This is a genomic window from Pseudomonas sp. GW821-FHT09H03, from assembly GCF_059415945.1.
Genome location: NZ_JBWKOF010000017.1, coordinates 78,812 through 98,630, shown reverse-complemented (window position 1 = coordinate 98,630; position 19,819 = coordinate 78,812). Strand labels below are relative to the sequence as shown.

Below are 19,819 nucleotides of genomic sequence, written 5' to 3'. Positions count from 1 at the left end.
CCGGGCGAAAATTTAATGAACGCAAAGGGCCCGCGTCAACCTAACTGAAGGACCATCAGGAGGTGACGCATGCAAAACCCGACAATGTGGATCGTATTGGCTGCAGTGCTTTTGCTTATCGAACTCTGGGCGATCAACCGGGTGCGCAAAAGCGCCGGTAAAGCGAGTACCAAGGGGGTGTGGATGGTGGTGATCGTGTTTGTGCCGCTGCTCGGGCTGGCGTTGTGGGCGCTGGCGGGGCCCAAGCACGTAGCGCACTCGCCTACGCCGCAATCCGGACATTAACAGATCCTGGTTTCCTGTAGGAGCGAGCATGCTCGCGAAAAAACGCAATGACACCGCGGTAAACCTGTTGCCCGCGTTATCGTTGACGTTTTTCGCGAGCATGCTCGCTCCTACAGGTACCAGGTATCAGATCCAGATCGGGTGCGCTTGAATCAGCTGCCGCCACCGCTGCTGCCACCGCCCACCTGGCCAGGGGCAGCAGGCTTGGAACCCGCAGGGACCGGGCCGTTGTCAGTCTTGCCGCTGTCGGCGCCCTGGGGCAGTGAAGCGGCATCAGGGTCGGCATTGGTCGGTTTTGGACCGGTATCCTTGGTTTGGCTGGTGCCGTCTGCCTCGGTGGAACTGGTGTAGGGTTTCTCGGCGGCGATGCTCACCAGCGAGGTGCCAGTGAGGATGGCGGCAAGTGTCAGGACAACAAACTTTTGATTGAGCATGACGGTTCTTCCTTTGCGTGGCTGATAAAGCTTGGAAGAACCGTTATCAAGAAGGTGCGACGCAGTGGACGAGCGGTCACACCGCCTTGGTGATCAGAAGTTCGCCGGCGTGTTGGCGCTGATGATCTCTGCCTCATCCTGGCCGATATTGCGAAACCGGTGCGGCAGCGTCGTCGGGAAGTAATAGCCGTCCCCGGCATTGAGCACGCTCACCTGGCCGTCCACGGTCAGTTCCACGGTGCCACGGGTGACCAGGCCGCATTCCTCACCTTCAGCGTGCACAATCGGCTCTTCACCTGAGCTGGCACCCGGCGCGTACTGCTCGCGCAGCAGACGCATTTGCCGGCTGGGCACAGACGCACCGATCAGCAGCAGACGCAGGCCGTGACGGCCGAGATCCGGCTGTTCGCTTGCGCGGAAGACGTATTGGTGTTCGCGTGGCGGCTGATCGAAGGTGAAAAAGTCCGCCAGTGACATGGGAATGCCTTCGAGCAGTTTCTTCAGGGAACTGACGGAAGGACTGACGCGATTCTGTTCGATCAGAGAAATGGTGGCATTGGTGACGCCGCTACGCCGGGCCAGCTCGCGCTGGGACAGTTTGTAGCTTTCGCGTACTAATTTGAGTCGTGAGCCCGTGTCCATGACAGCCTTATGTGCGTACTACTCAAGGATAATGGGTGTGGAGAGCTGGCGCGATTCACGCCGTTTCCGGACCCGCAAACGTGAAAGGCGGCTATTAAATCACGTTTGTCAGAGTTGCTCAGCAGGTTCGATAAACGGTGGGGGAAAATGACTGTGAACATCAATCTTCAATCAACCGTGGCCCCTGTGGGAGCGGGCTTGCTCGCGAAGGCGGTGTATGAGGCGCCATCAATTGCGCCTGATATGGCCTCTTCGCGAGCAAGCCCGCTCCCACAGGGAAAGCGATGTTTGAGCGGCTAAAAAAACCGGCGGCACTTTTGGGGATGCCGCCGGTGAGGTAAAGCTTAGATCCCGAACCGGTCGCGCAGCGAGTAGTACACGGCACCAAGAGCGGTCAACGGTGCCGAGAAGGTGCGCCCGCCGATCATCGGCATGTGCGGCAAGGAGGCGAAGGCGTCGAAACGCTCGGCATCGCCACGGATCATTTCCGAGATCAGTTTGCCGGCCAGGTGCGAACAGGTGACGCCATGGCCGCTGTAGCCCTGCATGTAGTAGGCGTTTTTCTCGATACGGCCGAATTGCGGCATGCGCGACATGGTCAACAGGAAGTTGCCGGTCCAGCGGTAGTCGATCTTCACGTCCTTGAGTTGCGGGAAGGTCTTGAGGATCTTCGGCCGGATCAGTTGCTCGATATCGTCCGGCTCACGCGCGCCGTAGACCACGCCGCCGCCGTAGAGCAAGCGGTTGTCGGCCGTCAGGCGGTAGTAGTCGAGCAGGTAGTTGCAGTCTTCAACGCAGTAGTTGTTGCTGATCAGGCTCTTGGCCTGCTGCTTCGACAACGGCTCGGTGACGACGATTTGCGACCCGCACGGCATGCTTTTGCTGGTCACGCGATTGTCGAGGCCCTGGGGCAGGTAGGCGTTACCGGCGATCAGCAGGTACTTGGCCTTCACCAGGCCTTTGGCAGTGCGCACGGTGATTGGCTCGCCGTAGGTGATTTCCACTGCCGCCGATTGCTCGTAGATCTTGCCGCCCAGGCCAATGATCGCCGAGGCCTCACCAAGGGCCAGGTTCAGCGGGTGAATGTGCCCGCCCTGCATGTCCAGCAAACCACCGACGTAGGCGTCGGAGCCAACTTCGCGCCTGATGTCTGCACTGTCGAGCATTTTCAGGTTCTTGTTGCCGTAGCGCTCCCAGCTTTTCTTCTGCTCGGCCAGGCCTTTGAGCTGCTTCTTGTTCATCGCCGCGAAGATGCCGCCAGGACGGTAATCGCACTGGATGTCGTAGTGCTGTATGCGCTGACGGATGATGTCGGCGCCTTCGAAAATCATGCTGCCGAGGACTTCGGCGGTCTTGTCGCCATAGCGCTCTTCGATGACATCGACGTCGCGGCTGTAGGAGTTGACCAGTTGACCGCCGTTGCGACCGCTGGCGCCGAAGCCGACTTTGGCGGCTTCGAGCACGGTCACGCTGTAGCCCGCTTCGGCGAGGAACAGGGCCGAGGACAGGCCGGTGTAGCCGGCACCGATCACGCAGACGTCGCAGTCCACAGCGCCTTCGAGCACCGGGAAGTCGCCGGTGAAGTTGCGGGTGGCGGCGTAGTAGCTGTTTACATGTGTCTGTTTCATAAATTTCTCCGATGGTCGCCGCAGGTTTCCGGCGACCGCCGCTTATAAAGGTGTCAGAGCTTGATCCAGGTCGCTTTGAGTTCGGTGTACTTATCGAACGCGTGCAGCGACTTGTCGCGACCGTTGCCCGATTGCTTGAACCCGCCGAACGGCGCGGTCATGTCGCCGCCGTCGTACTGGTTGACCCAGACGCTGCCAGCGCGCAAGCCACGGGCGAAGGTGTGGGCCTTGCTCAGGTTGCTGGTCCATACGCCGGCGGCCAAACCGTAGATGCTGTCGTTGGCGATTTGCAGCGCTTGTTGCTCGCTGTCGAAGGTGATCACCGATAACACCGGGCCGAAGATTTCTTCCTGGGCGATGGTCATGGCGTTGGTCACGCCGTCGAAAATCGCCGGTTCCACGTACAGGCCGCCGGTGTCTTCGAGGGTGCGGCTGCCGCCGGCGATCAGTTGACCGCCCTGCTGCTTGCCGACTTCGATGTAGCGCAATACGTTTTCCAGTTGACGCTGGTCGACGACCGCGCCGACGGTGGTCGCAGGATCAAGGGCGTGGCCCGGTTTCCAGGCTTGCAGGGCCTCTACCAGCAATGGAATGAACTGCTCGCGAATCGAGCGCTCCACCAACAACCGCGAGCCGGCGGTGCAGACCTCACCCTGGTTGAAGGCAATGGCGCCGGCGGCGGCCTGCGCTGCGGCGCGCAAGTCCGGCGCATCGGCGAACACCACGTTGGCGCTCTTGCCACCGGCTTCAGCCCAGACGCGCTTCATGTTGCTTTGCCCGGCGTAGATCATCAGCTGCTTGGCAATCGCCGTGGAGCCGGTGAAGGCCAGCACGTCGACGTCCATGTGCAGCGCCAAAGCCTTGCCGACGGTGTGACCGAAACCCGGCAAAACGTTGAACACACCTTTGGGAATACCGGCGTCGAGTGCCAGCTGCGCGATGCGGATCGCAGTCAGCGGCGACTTTTCCGAAGGCTTGAGGACGAACGAGTTGCCCATCGCCAGGGCCGGGGCGAATTTCCAGCTGGCCATGATCAGCGGGAAGTTCCACGGCACGATGGCCGCTACTACGCCAGCCGCTTCGCGAGTCACCAGGCCAAGCTGATCGTGGGGCGTGGCGGCGACTTCGTCGTAGATCTTGTCGATGGCCTCGGCGGTCCAGCGGATCGCATTGGCGGTAGCCGGGATGTCGATGCCCATGGAGTCGCTGATCGGCTTGCCCATGTCGAGGGTTTCGAGCAGCGCCAGTTCTTCCCGGTTGGCCAGGATCAGGTCGGCGAAGCGGATCAGGATGCGCTTGCGCTCGGCTGGGGCCAGTTGGGACCACACGCCGGATTCGAAGGTGCGGCGCGCCACCGCGACCGCGGCGTTGGCGTCGGCTTCGTCGGTGCTGGCGACGTTCGCCAGGAATCGCCCGTCCACCGGGCTCATGCATTCGAACGTCGCGCCGCTGGCGGCTGCGCAGTATTGGCCGTCGATGAATGCCCGACCTTCAATGGATAAGGACTGGAAGCGTTGCTCCCAGTCGCTGCGAGTGTTTGTCATTGTTTTGACTCGACGCAGGGGAAAATTGGGGTGTGTCTGGTTCATTTGTTCGGCTTGGGATCCGGCCCTCACCCTAGCCCTCCCGAAACGTCGGACCGCCCATAGGGAGAGGGGACTGACCGAGGGGTCTTGGGATCTGCTGCGACCTGAGCGACCGAGTCGATTATGGATTCGGTAGAACAGCTTCACGTCGCGGGATTTCACGAGCATCACGGTTCCCCTCTTCCCTTGGCGGAAGGGACTGACCGAGCTGCCTCAAGGCATGCTGCGACCTGATCCACCGAGTCGACTATGGATTCGGCACAAAAGGTTCAGGTCGCAGGATTTCCCGAGCATCCCCGGATCAGTCCCCTCTCCCCCGGGGAGAGGGTTAGGGTGAGGGGCTTTTCAAATATCAAACGGTATGCAAATACCAGTTGTACTCAAGATCCGAGATGGAGTTCTCGAACTCGGCCAGCTCGCTTTCCTTGCACGCCACGAACACATCGATGTACATCGGGTCGATGTATTTGGCCATGACTTCGCTGTCGTCCAGCTCACGCAAAGCATCGCGCAGGTTGTTGGGCAGGCTCTGCTCGTTCTGCTCGTAGCTGTTGCCTTCCACCGGAGCGCCCGGCTCGATCTTGTTGGTGAGGCCGTGGTGCACACCGGCCAATACCGAAGCCATCAGCAAGTACGGGTTGGCATCGGCACCGGCCACGCGGTGCTCAATGCGCACGGCGTCCGGCGAGCCGGTCGGCACACGTACCGCCACGGTACGGTTGTCGATGCCCCAGCTCGGCGAGTTCGGCACGTAGAACTGTGCGCCGAAACGACGGTAGGAGTTGACGTTCGGGCAGAGGAACGCCATCTGCGCCGGCAGGGTCTCGAGCACACCGCCGATCGCGTGTCGCAGCGCGGCGTTCTGCTCGGGATCCTCGCTGGCAAAGATGTTGTTGCCTTCCTTGTCGAGAATCGAAATGTGCACGTGCAGACCATTACCTGCCTGGCCCGGGTACGGCTTGGCCATGAAGGTGGTGTCCATCTCGTGGTCGTAGGCGATGTTCTTCACCAGACGCTTGAGCAGGACTGCATAGTCGCAAGCCTTTATAGGGTCGGATACGTGGTGCAGGTTGACTTCGAACTGCGCCGGGGCGCTTTCCTTGACGATGGCGTCAGCAGGAATGCCCTGCTCTTTCGCGCCTTCGAGAATGTCTTGCAGGCAATCGACGTATTCGTCGAGGTCGTCGATGAGGTACACCTGGGTCGACATCGGACGCTTGCCGGACACCGGCGAACGTGGCGACTGCGGACGACCGTTCACGTTGTCCTGGTCGATCAGGTAGAACTCCAGCTCGAACGCGGCGCAGATGGTCAGGCCCAGATCGTCGAACTTGCGCACGACATTGGCCAGCACTTCACGCGGGTCGGCGAAGAACGGCTGGCCTTCGATTTCGTGCATGGTCATCAGCAGTTGCGCGGTTGGGCGCTTCTGCCAAGGCTCGATGCTCAGGGTGCCGGGGATCGGATAGCAGATCCGGTCGGCATCGCCGATGTCCAGGCCCAAGCCGGTGCTTTCCACGGTGGAGCCATTGATGTCCAGCGCAAACAGCGACGCCGGCAGGTTGATGCCTTTCTCGTAAACCTTATGAAGACTGGTGCGTTCGATGCGCTTGCCGCGCACCACACCGTTCATATCCGCAATCAGAAGGTCGACGTACAAAACCTCAGGATATTTCTTAAGGAATGCGTTTGCTTCGTTGAGTTGAACGGTACGCAGAGGGACCGACATGATGCACCTATTTTTTACTGTTAATTATTATGTTCACCGCCCTTTCACGCAGCCAGTCAATCCGAAAGGCAAAGTGAAGTCAATAGCGAACACTTGGCCTTTCAACGTTTATTTTAGGGCCTCCCAGAGACACTAGAGTGTCAGATCATCCCTGGAACACAGGTAAATCCTCAGCTTCAGCCGTTCGCCGTTTAGAATTTTTTACATGAGAGTTGTTAATTAAAATCAACAAGGCTAAGCTCCGGAAAAGCTCGTTCAAGTGTGAAACTTCGAGGTGATAAAAATGGCACTCAAGCCATTGATCGGCGTTACTGCATGCGTCAAACAGATTGGCCTGCACCCCTACCATGTCAGCGGCGACAAGTATTTGCGTGCTGTCAGCGTTGCGGCACTGGGGCTGCCAGTCGTCATTCCTTCCCTGGCTGAACTGACCGAAATCGAGGACCTGCTGCCGCAGTTCGATGGTCTGTTGCTGACCGGCTCGCCGTCGAACGTGGAACCCTTCCACTATCAAGGCCCCGCCAGTGCCCCCGGCACGGATCACGATCCGGCGCGGGATGCCACCACCCTGCCCCTGATCCGCGCCGCGATTGCTGCTGGCGTTCCAGTACTCGGCATCTGTCGTGGCTTTCAGGAAATGAACGTGGCGTTCGGTGGCAGCCTGCATCAGAAAGTCCACGAAGTGCCGGGCTACCTCGATCACCGCGAGGCCGACCACCCGGAGCTGGCGGTGCAATACGCACCGGCGCATGCGGTCAACGTGCAGCCCGGTGGCGTGTTCGAAGCGCTGGACCTGCCGGCGGTGTTCCAGGTGAACTCGATTCACAGCCAGGGTATCGACCGCCTCGCTCCCGGCCTGCGCGCCGAAGCGGTCGCGCCCGATGGCTTGATCGAAGCGATTTCGGTGGAGCAAAGCAAGGCTTTCGCCCTAGGCGTGCAGTGGCACCCGGAATGGCAGGTGCTGGACAACCCTGCTTACCTGCAGATTTTCCAGGCGTTTGGTGAAGCATGCCGACAACGGGCGGCCCTGCGGCACTCGCGCTGACGACCCGGTAATCCCATTCAACGATTAACTGCCCCCGCGAGCGGGCAGGCGCCTTCGCGCGTCCCGCTCGCGGCAGCTACACCCTGCGATAACAACAAGCACTACCCGGCAGCCAGGACGGCGGCGCCGAATGAACCCGGGATGGGAAACGCAATTCCCTGTAGGAGCGAGCATGCTCGCGATGGATGTCCGAACACCGCGGGCATCCAGACTGCCAGCGTCATCGTTGGCGACCATCGCGAGCATGCTCGCTCCTACAGAAGAAGCAGCGTCGACTCCGGGTTTGCAATCAACTATTACGCCGGGCCGCGTTGGCCTGGCGACTGAAACCTGTTGGGAGTTTCACATGGCAAACGCCTCCAGCATTTACAGGAAGGCTCTTGAAGGTCACCAGGCACCGAAAAAGGTGCTGGTGAAAGTCGATCGCGTCACCAAGAAGTTCGACGAGACCACTGCGGTGGACGATGTCTCCCTGGAGATCCATCAGGGTGAAATCTTCGCCCTGCTCGGTGGTTCCGGCTCGGGCAAGTCGACTCTGCTGCGCATGCTCGCAGGCTTCGAGCGCCCGACCGAAGGGCGAATCCTGCTTGATGGTGTCGACATCACCGACATGCCGCCGTACGAACGACCGATCAACATGATGTTCCAGTCCTACGCACTGTTCCCTCACATGACGGTGGCGCAGAACATCGCGTTTGGCCTCAAGCAGGACCGTTTGCCTGCCAGCGAAATCGACGCCCGCGTCGACGAAATGCTGCGCCTGGTGCACATGACCCAATACGCCAAACGCAAACCCCATCAACTCTCCGGCGGTCAGCGCCAGCGTGTGGCCCTGGCCCGCTCCCTGGCCAAGCGACCGAAGTTGTTGCTGCTCGACGAGCCAATGGGTGCGCTGGATAAAAAACTGCGCTCGCAAATGCAACTTGAGCTGGTCGAGATTATCGAGCGCGTCGGCGTGACCTGCGTGATGGTGACCCACGACCAGGAAGAAGCCATGACCATGGCGCAGCGCATCGCGATCATGCACCTGGGCTGGATCGCCCAGATCGGCAGCCCGGTGGACATTTATGAAGCGCCGGTCAGCCGCATGGTCTGCGAGTTCATCGGCAACGTGAACGCCTTCGACGGCACGGTGATCGAGGACCTGGAAGGTCACGCGATCATCCACAGCAAGGACCTGGAACAGAAGATCTACGTCGGCCACGGCGTCAGTACTTCGGTGCAGGACAAGTCGATCACCTATGCCATCCGCCCGGAAAAACTGCTGGTCAGCACCGTCAAGCCGGAGCAACGCTACAACTGGTCCAGCGGCAAGGTGCATGACATTGCCTACCTCGGCGGCCACTCGGTGTTCTACGTCGAACTGCCCGGCGGCAAGATCGTCCAGTCGTTCATGGCCAACGCCGAACGCCGTGGTGCACGTCCGACCTGGGACGACCAGGTCTACGTGTGGTGGGAAGACGACAGTGGCGTGGTACTGCGCGCATGAAAACCTTCAATCAGCAATTCCTCAGGCTGGTCCCCAGCGGGCGCAAGTTCGTCATCGGTATTCCGTTCCTGTGGCTGTGCCTGTTCTTCCTGTTGCCGTTCTTCCTGGTGATGAAGATCAGCTTCTCGGAAGCGGCCCTGGCCATTCCGCCCTACTCGGAGATCTACACCTACGCCGAGCAGAAATTCCAGCTGCTGCTCAACATCGGCAACTACACCTTGCTCGGCGAAGATGAACTGTATCTCTCCGCCTACCTGGGTTCGTTGAAGGTTGCGCTGTTCAGTACGTTGATGTGCCTGGTGCTCGGCTTTCCGATGGCCTACGCCATTACCAAGGCCAGCAAGGAAGCGCAGAACGTGCTGATGCTGCTGATCATGATGCCGACCTGGACCGCGATCCTGATCCGCGTCTACGCGTGGATGGGCATCCTCAGCAACAACGGGCTGCTCAACGGCTTCCTGATGTGGACCGGGCTGACGTCGCACCCGATCGAGATCCTCAACACCAACACCGCCGTCTATATAGGCGTGGTGTATGCCTACCTGCCGTTCATGGTGCTGCCGCTGTACGCCAACCTGGTCAAGCATGACCAAAGCCTGCTGGAGGCTGCGTCGGATCTGGGTTCGAGCACTTTCAACAGCTTCTGGAAAATCACCGTGCCGCTGGCCAAGAACGGCATCATCGCCGGTTGCATGCTGGTGTTCATCCCGGTGGTCGGTGAGTTCGTGATTCCGGAACTGCTGGGCGGCCCGGAAACCCTGATGATCGGCCGCGTGCTGTGGCAAGAGTTCTTCAACAACCGCGACTGGCCGGTGGCGTCCGCCCTTGCAGTGGTGATGCTGTTGATCCTGATTGTGCCGATTCTGCTGTTCAACCGCAGCCAGGCCAAAGAAATGGAGGCACGGGGATGAAACGTTTCGGGTTCTCAAAATTGATGCTGGTGCTCGGCCTGTCGTTTATCTACCTGCCGATGCTGATCCTGGTGATCTACTCGTTCAACGCCTCGAAGCTGGTGACGGTGTGGGGTGGCTGGTCGTTCAAGTGGTACGCCGGCCTGCTCGACAACACACAACTGATGGGCTCGGTGCTGCGCTCGCTGGAAATCGCCTGCTACACCGCGATTGCCGCCGTCGCACTGGGGACGCTGGCCGCGTTCGTCCTGACCCGCGTCACGCGCTTCAAGGGCCGCACGCTGTTCGGTGGCCTGGTCACCGCGCCGCTGGTGATGCCCGAGGTGATCACCGGTCTGTCGCTATTGCTGCTGTTCGTGGCCATGGCGCAGTTGATCGGCTGGCCGATGGAGCGTGGCATCGTCACCATCTGGATCGCCCACACCACGTTTTGTGCCGCCTATGTTGCGGTGGTAGTCTCGGCCCGCCTTCGCGAGCTGGACCTGTCCATCGAAGAAGCGGCCATGGACTTGGGTGCGAAGCCATTCAAGGTGTTTTTCCTGATCACCATTCCGATGATCGCGCCGTCACTGGCGGCCGGCGGCATGATGTCCTTCGCCCTGTCGCTGGATGACCTGGTGCTGGCCAGCTTCGTGTCCGGCCCGGGTTCCACGACCCTGCCGATGGAAGTGTTCTCGGCAGTGCGCCTGGGTGTGAAGCCGGAGATCAATGCCGTGGCCAGCCTGATTCTGTTGGCCGTATCGATCGTGACCTTCATGGTCTGGTACTTCAGCCGCCGCGCCGAAGCCAACCGTAAACGGGCGATCCAGGAAGCCATGGAGCAGACGGCCAGTGAATCCTGGCAACAACCGAAAAAGCAGATGCAGGAAGCGACGGCCTGAGGTAACTGTGGATAAGGGGGGGGCTTGCCTGTGGCGAGGGGGCTTGTCGGACCGCCGCACCGCCCCGTTGGGCTGCGAAGCGGCCCCAAAGCGGTGTTCCATTGACACCGCACTCAGTGGTTTTTACGACTGCTGCGCAGCCGAACGGGGGCAAGCCCCCTCGCCACAAAAGCCCCCTCACCACAGGCAAGCCCCCTCGCCACAAAAGTCCGCGCTCGCCACAAGTGTTGTGTTCACTGTTGTGTTTTTTGAATAAAAAAGAAATGGAGTTGTACCGATGAAAATGTTTGGCAGGACTCTGCTGACACTGTCCTTATTGGGCGCGATTACCACCGGCGCCCAGGCCAATGACAAGGTTCTGCGCGTCTACAACTGGTCGGACTACATCGCCCCGGACACCGTCAAAAAGTTCGAGGACGAGACGGGCATCCAGGTGACCTACGATGTCTTCGACAGCAACGAAACCCTCGAGGCTCGCCTGCTGGCGGGCAAATCCGGCTACGACATCGTCGTGCCGTCCAACAGCTTCCTGGCCAAGCAGATCAAGGCCGGTGTCTATCAGGAACTGGACAAGTCGAAGCTGTCGAACTGGAAAAACCTCAACCCGGTCCTGCTGAAAAACGCATCGGCCAGCGACCCGGACAATGCCCACGCGATCCCGTACATGTGGGGTTCGATCGGCATCGGCTTCAATCCGCAGAAGGTCAAGGAAGTGCTCGGCGCCGACGCCCCGACCAACTCATGGGACCTGTTGTTCAAGCCGCAGAACGCCGAGAAGCTCAAAGCCTGCGGCATCAGTTTCCTCGATTCTCCGACCGAAATGATCCCGACAGCCCTGCACTACCTGGGCTACCCGGTGAACGACCAGGACAAACAGCATATCGCCGAAGCCGAGGCGCTGTTCATGAAGATTCGTCCGAACGTGGCGTACTTCCATTCCTCGAAATACATCTCGGACCTTGCCAACGGCAACATCTGCGTGGCCGTCGGTTACTCCGGCGACGTGCTGCAGGCCAAGGCTCGCGCCCAGGAAGCCGGGGACAAGGTGAAGATCGACTACAGCATCCCCAAAGAAGGTGCCGCCAGCTTCTACGACATGCTCGCCATCCCGCGCGATGCCGCCAACGTCGACAACGCCTACCTGTTCATGAACTTCCTGATGCGCCCCGACGTGATTGCCGACATCACCAACAATATCGGCTACAGCAACGCCAACGCGGCGGCGACCCCTCTGGTTGACGAAGCGATCCGCAACGATCCGGGCTCTTACCCGCCGCAGGCGGTGATGGCCACGCTCTATGCCGTGCCGGACCAGCCGATTGCCATCCAGCGCATCATGACCCGGGGCTGGACCAAGGTGAAGCTGGGCAAGTAATTCGCACAATAATTGCGCGGTACCTGACGCCCCGATCGCGAGCAGGCTCGCTCCACAGTTTGATCTTCAGTGATCACAAAAAATCATGGCAGGCAAACAATCCCTGTGGGGGCTGGCCTGCCGGCGATGGCGGTGTGTCAGTCACCCTTGATGCTGGATGTGCCGGCCTAATCGCCAGCAGGCTAGCTCCCACATCGACCTGCGGTGGAACGCAGAGTGGGGAGCGATGCCGATCCCTTGTGGGAGCGAGCCTGCTCGCGAAGAGGCCATCACATACAACAGATACTCGCCCTACCGTTTTCCGTTCCCGCAGCGCCTTACCACCGCTGCCTCTCCTGCAGAAGAACGGCCTCACCTGGCTCCCTCGGTCAAGGTGAAGTTTGGCGCCCTCGGGCGCCTTTTTTATGGCTATCAGGTACAACCAAGCGGCCATTCGGCCAGCGCCCGATAGCGACCCTTGTGGGATTCGAACAGGCTGAAGCGGTCAGCACGCAGGAAGAACTCCGGCGGCTCCGAGGATTCCGGCAGCGGCGCGCGAAAGTCACGCATCAGGGTCAGATGCGGCCGATACTCTCGCGGTGTTTCTTCCAGTGCAAACGGCAACATCGCCTGTTCCAGGTCATACACCAGCCGCAGCAATGAAGGTGGCGCCTGTCCGGGCGCCAGCACCAATGCCCCTGCCTTGCGCCAGACATCCAGCCGATCAAGCAACACAGTCAGCGACTCCCCCGGCGTGCGAACCTTTGCCGCGGCAGCGCAGATGTCGGCGATCTGCGCCACGCCGACCGAACCCAGAAATTTCAGGGTCAGGTGAAAGTTCTCCACCGGCACCGGTCGTCCATCGCGCAGATGCAACTCGCCGCGCCATTGAGCGATTGCCCGGCGTTGGCCTGGTGCGCAGTTCAACGCAAAAAACAGGCGTTTAAACGGCTCACGGGATTCCTCGGTCATACCGGTCACCTCCTGGAAAGACACTTGAGTGTACAAAATACATCCGCATCGACAAGCGCATTTCTGGCGCCACCGGGCATGGGCGTTATAGTTCAAAGGTGCCGATAAACTGGAGGGGGCAATGCGACAGATCATCAGCAAAGAGCCATGGTGGGCCAAGCCGCCCGAACCCGGCCAGGACGAACTCAAGCTGGACTGGGGCTGGCTGGTGCATTACAGCGAAGGTGAACCGCGCTTCGAATTCATCCGCGAGCGACCGACGGACGACGAAATCCAACAGCGCAAGAGTTGCAGGATCACCCCGGCGCCGGAGTGATCCCAATCAGCCTCAGGCCTGGAGCAGAATGTTGAAACCACCGTACACCATCCGCTGGCCATCGAACGGCATTGGATTGACGTCCGCCTGCATGCGCGGGTCTTCCATCATTTTGTTCATCCCGGCGTCACGGGTGGCCTTGTCCGGCCAGATCAGCCAGCCAAAGGCCACGGTTTCGTCCGCCTTGAGTTTCACCGCCAAGGGAAACGACGTCACCTTGCCATCAGGCACATCGTCACCCCAGCATTCGACGACGCTGAGTGCGCCGTTTTCCTTGAATATCTCGGCGGCAATTGTGGCGTGTTTGAGGTATTGCTCGCGATTGGCGGTAGGTACGGCTGCGATAAAACCATCAACGTAGGACATGAGTGTTCTCCTTGGGTCATGGGGTGTTCTGCTGGTTAGTCGATACGGGTGGACTCCAATCGACAGTACCTGCGTTCAACCCGACCGGCGGTTCGCTACGATCCGCCAGGTTGCCTTCGATCTGCGCCGCCAAATACAACGTGCCGGCCATAACCCCACTGGTCGGGTTTTTCACCAACTTCATCCAGGCCTTGTCGAACGTGTTGCCCAGGCTGCTGCGGATCAGCGCCTCGCTGTCCGGCCGATCGTTGGCCCGGATAATCGCGCGAATGGCCGCGACCCCTACCGTGATCAAGCCTCCGGCCAGTTTGCCGGCCGCCGCCGCCACAGCGCTGGCTGCCCCGCGCGGGGCCATTTCGGCCTCTATGCGCTGGCTGGCGCGCTTGGCCACGGGGGCCATGGCGGTGTCGGTGGAATCGACCCCTCTATCGCCACCGGCCTTATGGACCTTGTCGACCAGCGCCGCATAGGCCGGCAACGTGCTCAACGGTTCGGTGCGCACCACCTGATACAACGACGCATCCCGCGCCGGGGGCGGCCCGAGGGCGATAGCGGGGACTTTCTGCAGGCGACCATTTAGCTGGGCCATCGGCACGCCGTGGCGCCGGGAGATTTTTCCCATTTCCTCTTTGAGAATGTCGACATAGAACTCCATCGACTTATTGAGAATCGCGTCGGGGTCGATCTCCAGCGCCGCGGGTGCCAGCACCTTCTCCTGATACGCCTCCAGCAGGTACGCCGCCAGTCGCTTGGCCGACGCATCCTGTTCGCCCTGGGAGCTGATGGAGTACCAACTGACCTTCATCGACAGCCATTCCTGGGTCCAGTAACTGCTGAACCAGGGAATGAAATTCTCTTCGGTGAGCTCATAGACCCGAGTGCGCCAGTAGTCCATGGAGCCGCGCGCATAGATGGTTGTCTGCTCGGTGGCCAATTGCGACGCCGCGACAATTTCCCGGTCCACCTGCTGCCACGTACTGGGCGAAACCACAACCGGCGGCGGTGCCAGCACCTGCGCACGTTCAGGCGTGGCGCAGCCCGCCAATACCACCAACACGGCGACGATCAGCGAACGCAGGTTCAAGATCGTGGTTTCCTGCAGTCTTCACCGCACGGTATGTTCGGTGATCAGAATCTTCTGTTTCAGTATAGGCGCCGGCTTACCGGGCAACGAGCCAGCCGGGACTCCACCCGCGCCCTGGTTTCATCAGCGGCGCGCATTGAGCCCGGGGTGTGCTCCCGTCTGGGCAGCGGTCCGCCGATTGGCTTATAACGTCCTCTGGCTATTGCCGATACCTTTGGCAATATCGACCCCCCAATCCAGCGCGGCCTCCATGTCCAGCATGTGGGGCTTGGGGTCGTGGTTCTCTTCGATGACCTTGCCGCCCGGCCCGTAGACCCCGATAAACATCCCCAATGACCCGTCGCGCAGGATCTCGGCCTTGACCTCGATCTTGCATCCGTTGGACAACGTCTCCCTGTGGACCAGATGGCGTTCAGTCATCGCTGCATTCCTCCCGTTGCTGGATTCAAAAGCCTATCCGCCATGCTAGCTCAGCCCCCCGAAACGCGCCGATGCGCTGGACCGGAGGGCTTTTCTTGCACAAACGCAATGCCACCTATACTCAGAACCACTTCCCCCATGGGGCCTGCATTTCCAACAATAAAAAGCAGAGGTGGAACATGGTCTGGCAGCAAGTCTACGATCCATTCGGCAACCCGGTGCTTTCAACCCTCATGGCGGCTGTGCCGGTGGTGGTGATGCTGGCAGCCCTGGCTTTCTTTCACGTCAAGGCGCACCTGGCGGCATTGATGGCCCTGGCGTCAGCCCTGCTGATCGCGATCTTCGCTTTCGGCATGCCGGCGGACATGGCCGGCTCTGCGGCGCTGTACGGTGCGGCCAATGGCTTGCTGCCCATCGGCTGGATTGTCTTGAACATCATTTTCCTGCACCGCCTGACCACCGAAAACGGTTCGTTCAAGGTGCTGCAGGATTCCCTGGCACGCATCACCGATGACCGTCGATTGCAGTTGCTGCTGATCGCCTTCTGTTTTGGCGCCTTTTTCGAAGGCGCGGCGGGGTTCGGCACCCCGGTGGCGGTGACCGGAGCCATTCTGATCGGGCTGGGCTTTTCACCGCTGGCCGCGTCGGGCCTGGCATTGATCGCCAATACCGCGCCTGTTGCATTCGGTGCGCTGGGCACGCCGATCATTACCCTGGCCAAGGTCACCGGGCTCGATGAAATGGAATTGTCGATGATGGTGGGTCGACAACTGCCGTTCTTCTCGGTGCTGGTGCCGTTCTGGTTGATCTGGGCCTTCGCCGGCTGGCGCAAGATGCTGGAAATCTGGCCGGCCATCCTGGTCGCCGGGGTCAGCTTCGCCATCCCGCAGTTCCTCGTATCCAACTATCACGGGCCGATGCTGGTGGACGTGATTGCTGCGCTGATTTCCATGGCCTGCCTGACCGGTTTTCTCAGGGTCTGGAAGCCCGCCACGGTGCACACCTCAGCGGCGCTTAGCGGGCGAGTCGACAACTCGAAAATCGACGACGAACACGATGAGAAACCCGTAGCCAGTGCAACCTTCGCCAGCGATGCCAAACCGGCGGTGATGCGCGCGTGGATGCCGTGGATCATCCTCACGATCTTCGTATTCATCTGGGGCACCCAGGGTTTCAAGAATAATTTCGACACTCGCCCGGCGATTGACCCACAGACAAGCGCCGCCAAGCTAGATCCTCAGGGCAAGCCCCTGCGCGAAGCGAACCCGATTTTCGCGCCGTTGGTGACCTTCACCACCATTCACCAGCAAATCGAAAAAGTTCCGCCAGTGGTGCCGGCAGCGAAAACTGAAGAAGCGATTTACAAATTCACCTGGTTCACCGCCACCGGCAGCGGCATCCTGCTGGCGGCGATCGTCGGTGGATTGCTGATGGGCTACTCCATCCCGCAACTGATTCACCAATACTTGCGAACCCTGTGGGTGGTGCGTTTTTCCTTGATCACCATTGTCGCGATGCTTGCCCTGGGCTTTCTCACCCGTTACTCGGGCCTGGACGCCACCATGGGCCTGGCCTTCGCCGCGACGGGGGTCTTCTATCCCATGTTCGGCACCCTGCTCGGCTGGCTCGGCGTGGCCCTGACCGGTTCGGACACGGCCTCCAATGTGCTGTTCGGCGGTTTGCAACGGGTGACGGCCGAACAACTGGGCATCAGCCCTGTCCTGATGGCCGCCGCCAACAGCTCCGGCGGGGTCATGGGCAAGATGGTCGATGCCCAGTCCATCGTGGTCGCCTCCACGGCCACCCGCTGGTACGGCCATGAAGGGGAAATCCTGCGCTACGTGTTCTTCCACTCCATTGTGCTGGCGATCCTGGTCGGTGGCCTGGTGACGTTGCAGGCCTACGTCGCACCGTTCAGCCACATGGTGGTAGGCGGGCATTGAGCCTGATTGCGCCACTTTCCACGCCCGGGCCGAATCGCCCGGGCGTGGCATTTTCAGAACGCAATTATTGAATGTTCCCACGCTCGGGCTGACAAATTAGCCATGGACAGCGAAGCATCCCGGACCAATGATTAACCTCAGTGACATCCTGTGAGTGTCGTGACCAGATGAACATTCTCTACGATGAACGCGTTGACGGCGCACTGCCCGACGTCGACAAAAATGAGCTGTTGCAGGCCCTGCGAACCCGCTTGCCGGACCTGGAAATCCTGCACCAGCAGGAAGAGCTCAAACCGTACGAATGCGACGGACTGTCCGCTTACCGCACCACGCCCTTGCTGGTGGTGCTGCCCCGGCACCTCGATGAGGTACAGGGCATATTGCGCGTCTGCCATGAGCTGCAGGTGCCCGTGGTCGCCCGGGGTGCTGGTACCGGCTTGTCCGGCGGCGCATTGCCATTGGACAAAGGCGTGCTGCTGGTGATGGCGCGCTTCAATAACATCCTGCACATCGACTCCGCCGCCCGCACTGCGCGGGTCCAGCCGGGGGTGCGCAACCTGGCGATTTCCCAGGCCGCCGCGCCGTTCGGCCTGTATTACGCACCGGACCCTTCCTCACAGATCGCCTGTTCCATCGGCGGCAACGTGGCGGAAAATGCCGGCGGCGTGCATTGCCTGAAATACGGCCTGACCGTGCACAACGTGCTGAAGGTCGACATCCTCACCGTCGAGGGCGAGTACCTGAGCCTGGGCTCCAACGCCCTGGATTCCCCCGGTTTCGATCTGCTGGCGCTGTTCACCGGATCCGAAGGCCTGCTCGGGGTGATTACCGAAGTCACGGTCAAGTTGCTGCCCAAACCCCAGACCGCCAAAGTGCTGCTGGCGGCATTCGACTCCGTGGAAAAAGCTGGCCGTGCGGTCGGCGACATCATTGCCGCGGGTATCATTCCCGGCGGCCTGGAAATGATGGACAACCTGGCCATTCGCGCCGCCGAAGACTTCATCCACGCCGGTTATCCGGTCGACGCCCAGGCCATTCTGCTGTGCGAACTCGACGGCGTTGAAGCTGACGTCCACGACGACTGCGATCGGGTGCGCCAGGTGCTGCAACAGGCGGGCGCCATCGAGGTCCGCCAGGCCAGGGATGAGGCCGAGCGGGTGCGGTTCTGGGCCGGGCGCAAGAATGCCTTCCCGGCAGTGGGCCGCCTTTCTCCGGATTACTACTGCATGGACGGCACCATTCCCCGTCGCGAACTGCCCGGCGTGCTGCAGGCCATTGCCCAACTGTCGGAGCAATACGGCCTGCGGGTGGCCAACGTGTTCCATGCCGGGGACGGCAACATGCACCCGCTGATTCTGTTCGACGCCAATCAACCGGGTGAGCTTGATCGCGCCGAAGCCCTGGGCGGCAAGATACTGGAACTGTGCGTGAAGGTCGGCGGCAGCATCACCGGCGAACATGGGGTGGGCCGGGAAAAGATCAATCAGATGTGCGCCCAGTTCAACAGCGATGAGTTGACGGTATTCCATTCGATCAAGGACGCTTTCGATCCCGGCGGCTTGCTCAACCCCGGCAAGAACATCCCGACTTTGCACCGCTGCGCCGAATTTGGCGCCATGCACGTGCATGCCGGGCAACTGCCCTTCCCTGAGCTGGAGCGTTTCTAATGCGCGGCGCGGACGATGTCGACAACAGCCTCGTGCTGCTGGAGCAGGTCAATCAGGCGCTGGAAAACGCCACGCCGCTGCGCATTCAGGGCTCCAACAGCAAGGCCTTTCTCGGACGCACCACGGCCGGCGAGATACTCGACACCCGCTCGCACCGTGGCATCGTCAGTTATGACCCGACCGAGTTGGTGATCACCGCCCGCTGCGGCACACCGCTGACGGAACTGGCCGAAGTGCTGGATGCCGCGCAACAGATGCTGCCCTGCGAACCGCCGTCCTTTGGCGACAATGCCACGGTCGGCGGCATGATTGCCTGCGGGCTGTCAGGGCCACGCAGGCCCTGGTCAGGTTCGGTCAGGGACTTCGTCCTCGGCACCCGGGTTATCAGTGGTCAGGGCAAATTATTGCGCCTGGGCGGCGAGGTCATGAAAAACGTCGCCGGCTATGACCTGTCACGCCTGATGGCGGGCAGTTACGGCTGCCTCGGGGTCATCACCGAAGTCTCGCTGAAAGTCCTGCCAAAACCTCGACAGTGCCTGAGCATCAGCCTGGAGATGAACAGTGAGCGTGCCTTGCTGCAGCTGGCGCAATGGGGCCAGCAGCCGCTGCCGATCAGCGCCGCCTGCCACGACGGAGAGCGCCTGCACTTGCGCCTGGAAGGCGGTGAAGGTTCGGTAAAGGCGGCCCATGAACGCCTCGGGGGTCAATGGCTGGAGGATTCGTACTGGGGCGATCTCAACGAGCATCGCTTGAATTTCTTCGATGAAGACCAGCCCCTCTGGCGCCTGTCCCTGCCGCACAACACCCCGCGTCTGTCACTGCCGGGCCGCCAGTTGGTTGACTGGGGTGGCGCCCAGCGCTGGTTGAAATCCGATGCCGAAGCGGCGTTCATTCGCCAGGTGGTCGACGAGGTCGGCGGCCATGTCACCTGCTTCAGCCATGGCCTGTGCGACACCCCGTTTCAGCCGCTACCCCCAACCCTGCTGCGCTATCACCGCAACCTGAAACAGCAACTCGACCCCCGGGGCATTTTCAACCACGGGCGCCTGTACGCGGAGCTTTGAACC

Annotated in this window: 19 protein-coding genes; 10 read left to right on the top strand and 9 right to left on the bottom strand. The window is 60.8% G+C overall.

All coding sequences use genetic code 11. From position 1 onward, the window contains the following. Positions 1-69: 69 nt before the first annotated feature. Positions 70-285, top strand: coding sequence for a PLDc N-terminal domain-containing protein (locus AC07OG_RS22190; protein ID WP_218423844.1), 216 nt, complete (start codon positions 70-72; stop codon positions 283-285). Positions 286-437: 152 nt separating this feature from the next. Here the strand turns inward: AC07OG_RS22190 and AC07OG_RS22185 are convergent, their stop codons facing one another. The 5 genes from AC07OG_RS22185 to AC07OG_RS22165 form a co-directional block, all read right to left on the bottom strand. Then, positions 438-719 carry a hypothetical protein gene (locus AC07OG_RS22185; protein ID WP_495068104.1) on the bottom strand — a complete coding sequence of 94 codons (282 nt, stop codon included), beginning with the start codon at positions 717-719 and terminating at the stop codon, positions 438-440. A gap of 93 nt (positions 720-812) precedes the next feature. After that, positions 813-1,361 (bottom strand): cupin domain-containing protein, encoded by a 549-nt coding sequence (locus AC07OG_RS22180; RefSeq protein WP_495068103.1) that lies wholly within the window; start codon positions 1,359-1,361, stop codon positions 813-815. 344 nt (positions 1,362-1,705) lie between these two features. Further along, a complete protein-coding gene (locus AC07OG_RS22175; protein WP_218423843.1) occupies positions 1,706-2,989 on the bottom strand; it encodes an NAD(P)/FAD-dependent oxidoreductase in 1,284 nt (427 codons plus the stop codon). Positions 2,990-3,042: 53 nt separating this feature from the next. Then, positions 3,043-4,533: an aldehyde dehydrogenase gene (locus AC07OG_RS22170; protein WP_495068102.1), complete on the bottom strand. Its 1,491-nt coding sequence runs from the start codon at positions 4,531-4,533 to the stop codon at positions 3,043-3,045. A gap of 394 nt (positions 4,534-4,927) precedes the next feature. Continuing rightward, on the bottom strand, positions 4,928-6,304 hold the full coding sequence (locus AC07OG_RS22165) for a glutamine synthetase family protein (protein WP_060541706.1): 1,377 nt from the start codon (positions 6,302-6,304) through the stop codon (positions 4,928-4,930). Positions 6,305-6,587: 283 nt separating this feature from the next. Here AC07OG_RS22165 and AC07OG_RS22160 point away from each other — a divergent pair, with 283 nt between their 5' ends. The 5 genes from AC07OG_RS22160 to AC07OG_RS22140 all read left to right on the top strand — a co-directional run bounded on the left by AC07OG_RS22160 (position 6,588) and on the right by AC07OG_RS22140 (position 12,005). Beyond that, positions 6,588-7,349 carry a gamma-glutamyl-gamma-aminobutyrate hydrolase family protein gene (locus tag AC07OG_RS22160; RefSeq protein WP_495068101.1) on the top strand — a complete coding sequence of 254 codons (762 nt, stop codon included), beginning with the start codon at positions 6,588-6,590 and terminating at the stop codon, positions 7,347-7,349. A gap of 346 nt (positions 7,350-7,695) precedes the next feature. Then, positions 7,696-8,838, top strand: coding sequence for an ABC transporter ATP-binding protein (locus AC07OG_RS22155; protein ID WP_218423840.1), 1,143 nt, complete (start codon positions 7,696-7,698; stop codon positions 8,836-8,838). After that, positions 8,835-9,749 carry an ABC transporter permease subunit gene (locus AC07OG_RS22150; protein ID WP_060541709.1) on the top strand — a complete coding sequence of 305 codons (915 nt, stop codon included), beginning with the start codon at positions 8,835-8,837 and terminating at the stop codon, positions 9,747-9,749. The genes AC07OG_RS22155 and AC07OG_RS22150 overlap by 4 nt, the downstream gene beginning before the upstream one ends. Beyond that, positions 9,746-10,630: an ABC transporter permease subunit gene (locus tag AC07OG_RS22145; protein ID WP_060541710.1), complete on the top strand. Its 885-nt coding sequence runs from the start codon at positions 9,746-9,748 to the stop codon at positions 10,628-10,630. Before AC07OG_RS22150 ends, AC07OG_RS22145 begins: the two co-directional genes overlap by 4 nt. 277 nt (positions 10,631-10,907) lie before the next feature. Continuing rightward, positions 10,908-12,005 carry a polyamine ABC transporter substrate-binding protein gene (locus tag AC07OG_RS22140; RefSeq protein WP_060541711.1) on the top strand — a complete coding sequence of 366 codons (1,098 nt, stop codon included), beginning with the start codon at positions 10,908-10,910 and terminating at the stop codon, positions 12,003-12,005. A 411-nt stretch (positions 12,006-12,416) separates the two neighbouring features. Here AC07OG_RS22140 and thpR read toward each other — a convergent pair whose 3' ends face one another. Further along, positions 12,417-12,956, bottom strand: a complete 540-nt coding sequence (gene thpR / locus AC07OG_RS22135; RefSeq protein ID WP_495068100.1) for an RNA 2',3'-cyclic phosphodiesterase — start codon at positions 12,954-12,956, stop codon at positions 12,417-12,419. Between the two features lie 121 nt (positions 12,957-13,077). Between thpR and AC07OG_RS22130 the strand changes: the two genes are divergently transcribed. Next, positions 13,078-13,272: a hypothetical protein gene (locus tag AC07OG_RS22130; protein WP_495068099.1), complete on the top strand. Its 195-nt coding sequence runs from the start codon at positions 13,078-13,080 to the stop codon at positions 13,270-13,272. Positions 13,273-13,284: 12 nt separating this feature from the next. Here AC07OG_RS22130 and AC07OG_RS22125 read toward each other — a convergent pair whose 3' ends face one another. The 3 genes from AC07OG_RS22125 to AC07OG_RS22115 all read right to left on the bottom strand — a co-directional run bounded on the left by AC07OG_RS22125 (position 13,285) and on the right by AC07OG_RS22115 (position 15,142). After that, complete coding sequence (locus AC07OG_RS22125) at positions 13,285-13,638, bottom strand: DUF1428 domain-containing protein (RefSeq protein WP_060541714.1); 354 nt, start codon at positions 13,636-13,638, stop codon at positions 13,285-13,287. 16 nt (positions 13,639-13,654) lie between these two features. Next, a complete protein-coding gene (locus AC07OG_RS22120) occupies positions 13,655-14,722 on the bottom strand; it encodes a hypothetical protein (RefSeq protein WP_218423836.1) in 1,068 nt (355 codons plus the stop codon). Positions 14,723-14,905: 183 nt separating this feature from the next. Next, on the bottom strand, positions 14,906-15,142 hold the full coding sequence (locus AC07OG_RS22115) for a hypothetical protein (protein ID WP_060541716.1): 237 nt from the start codon (positions 15,140-15,142) through the stop codon (positions 14,906-14,908). Between the two features lie 179 nt (positions 15,143-15,321). On the opposite strand from AC07OG_RS22115, the gene AC07OG_RS22110 reads away from it, so the two are divergent. The 3 genes from AC07OG_RS22110 (at position 15,322) to glcE (ending at position 19,816) form a co-directional block, all read left to right on the top strand. Further along, positions 15,322-17,085, top strand: a complete 1,764-nt coding sequence (locus AC07OG_RS22110; RefSeq protein ID WP_495068098.1) for an L-lactate permease — start codon at positions 15,322-15,324, stop codon at positions 17,083-17,085. Between the two features lie 167 nt (positions 17,086-17,252). After that, on the top strand, positions 17,253-18,752 hold the full coding sequence (glcD, locus tag AC07OG_RS22105; protein ID WP_495068097.1) for a glycolate oxidase subunit GlcD: 1,500 nt from the start codon (positions 17,253-17,255) through the stop codon (positions 18,750-18,752). Then, entirely contained in the window at positions 18,752-19,816 is a 1,065-nt protein-coding gene (gene glcE, locus AC07OG_RS22100) for a glycolate oxidase subunit GlcE (protein ID WP_495068096.1), read from the top strand. Before glcD ends, glcE begins: the two co-directional genes overlap by 1 nt. The last annotated feature ends 3 nt before the right edge of the window (positions 19,817-19,819 follow it).

Coding starts and splice junctions, on each gene's coding strand:
- AC07OG_RS22190 (WP_218423844.1), top strand. CDS start 70: ATGCAAAACCCGACAATGTGGATCGTATTGGCTGCAGTGCTTTTGCTT.
- AC07OG_RS22185 (WP_495068104.1), bottom strand. CDS start 719: ATGCTCAATCAAAAGTTTGTTGTCCTGACACTTGCCGCCATCCTCACT.
- AC07OG_RS22180 (WP_495068103.1), bottom strand. CDS start 1,361: ATGGACACGGGCTCACGACTCAAATTAGTACGCGAAAGCTACAAACTG.
- AC07OG_RS22175 (WP_218423843.1), bottom strand. CDS start 2,989: ATGAAACAGACACATGTAAACAGCTACTACGCCGCCACCCGCAACTTC.
- AC07OG_RS22170 (WP_495068102.1), bottom strand. CDS start 4,533: ATGACAAACACTCGCAGCGACTGGGAGCAACGCTTCCAGTCCTTATCC.
- AC07OG_RS22165 (WP_060541706.1), bottom strand. CDS start 6,304: ATGTCGGTCCCTCTGCGTACCGTTCAACTCAACGAAGCAAACGCATTC.
- AC07OG_RS22160 (WP_495068101.1), top strand. CDS start 6,588: ATGGCACTCAAGCCATTGATCGGCGTTACTGCATGCGTCAAACAGATT.
- AC07OG_RS22155 (WP_218423840.1), top strand. CDS start 7,696: ATGGCAAACGCCTCCAGCATTTACAGGAAGGCTCTTGAAGGTCACCAG.
- AC07OG_RS22150 (WP_060541709.1), top strand. CDS start 8,835: ATGAAAACCTTCAATCAGCAATTCCTCAGGCTGGTCCCCAGCGGGCGC.
- AC07OG_RS22145 (WP_060541710.1), top strand. CDS start 9,746: ATGAAACGTTTCGGGTTCTCAAAATTGATGCTGGTGCTCGGCCTGTCG.
- AC07OG_RS22140 (WP_060541711.1), top strand. CDS start 10,908: ATGAAAATGTTTGGCAGGACTCTGCTGACACTGTCCTTATTGGGCGCG.
- thpR (WP_495068100.1), bottom strand. CDS start 12,956: ATGACCGAGGAATCCCGTGAGCCGTTTAAACGCCTGTTTTTTGCGTTG.
- AC07OG_RS22130 (WP_495068099.1), top strand. CDS start 13,078: ATGCGACAGATCATCAGCAAAGAGCCATGGTGGGCCAAGCCGCCCGAA.
- AC07OG_RS22125 (WP_060541714.1), bottom strand. CDS start 13,638: ATGTCCTACGTTGATGGTTTTATCGCAGCCGTACCTACCGCCAATCGC.
- AC07OG_RS22115 (WP_060541716.1), bottom strand. CDS start 15,142: ATGACTGAACGCCATCTGGTCCACAGGGAGACGTTGTCCAACGGATGC.
- AC07OG_RS22110 (WP_495068098.1), top strand. CDS start 15,322: ATGGTCTGGCAGCAAGTCTACGATCCATTCGGCAACCCGGTGCTTTCA.
- glcD (WP_495068097.1), top strand. CDS start 17,253: ATGAACATTCTCTACGATGAACGCGTTGACGGCGCACTGCCCGACGTC.
- glcE (WP_495068096.1), top strand. CDS start 18,752: ATGCGCGGCGCGGACGATGTCGACAACAGCCTCGTGCTGCTGGAGCAG.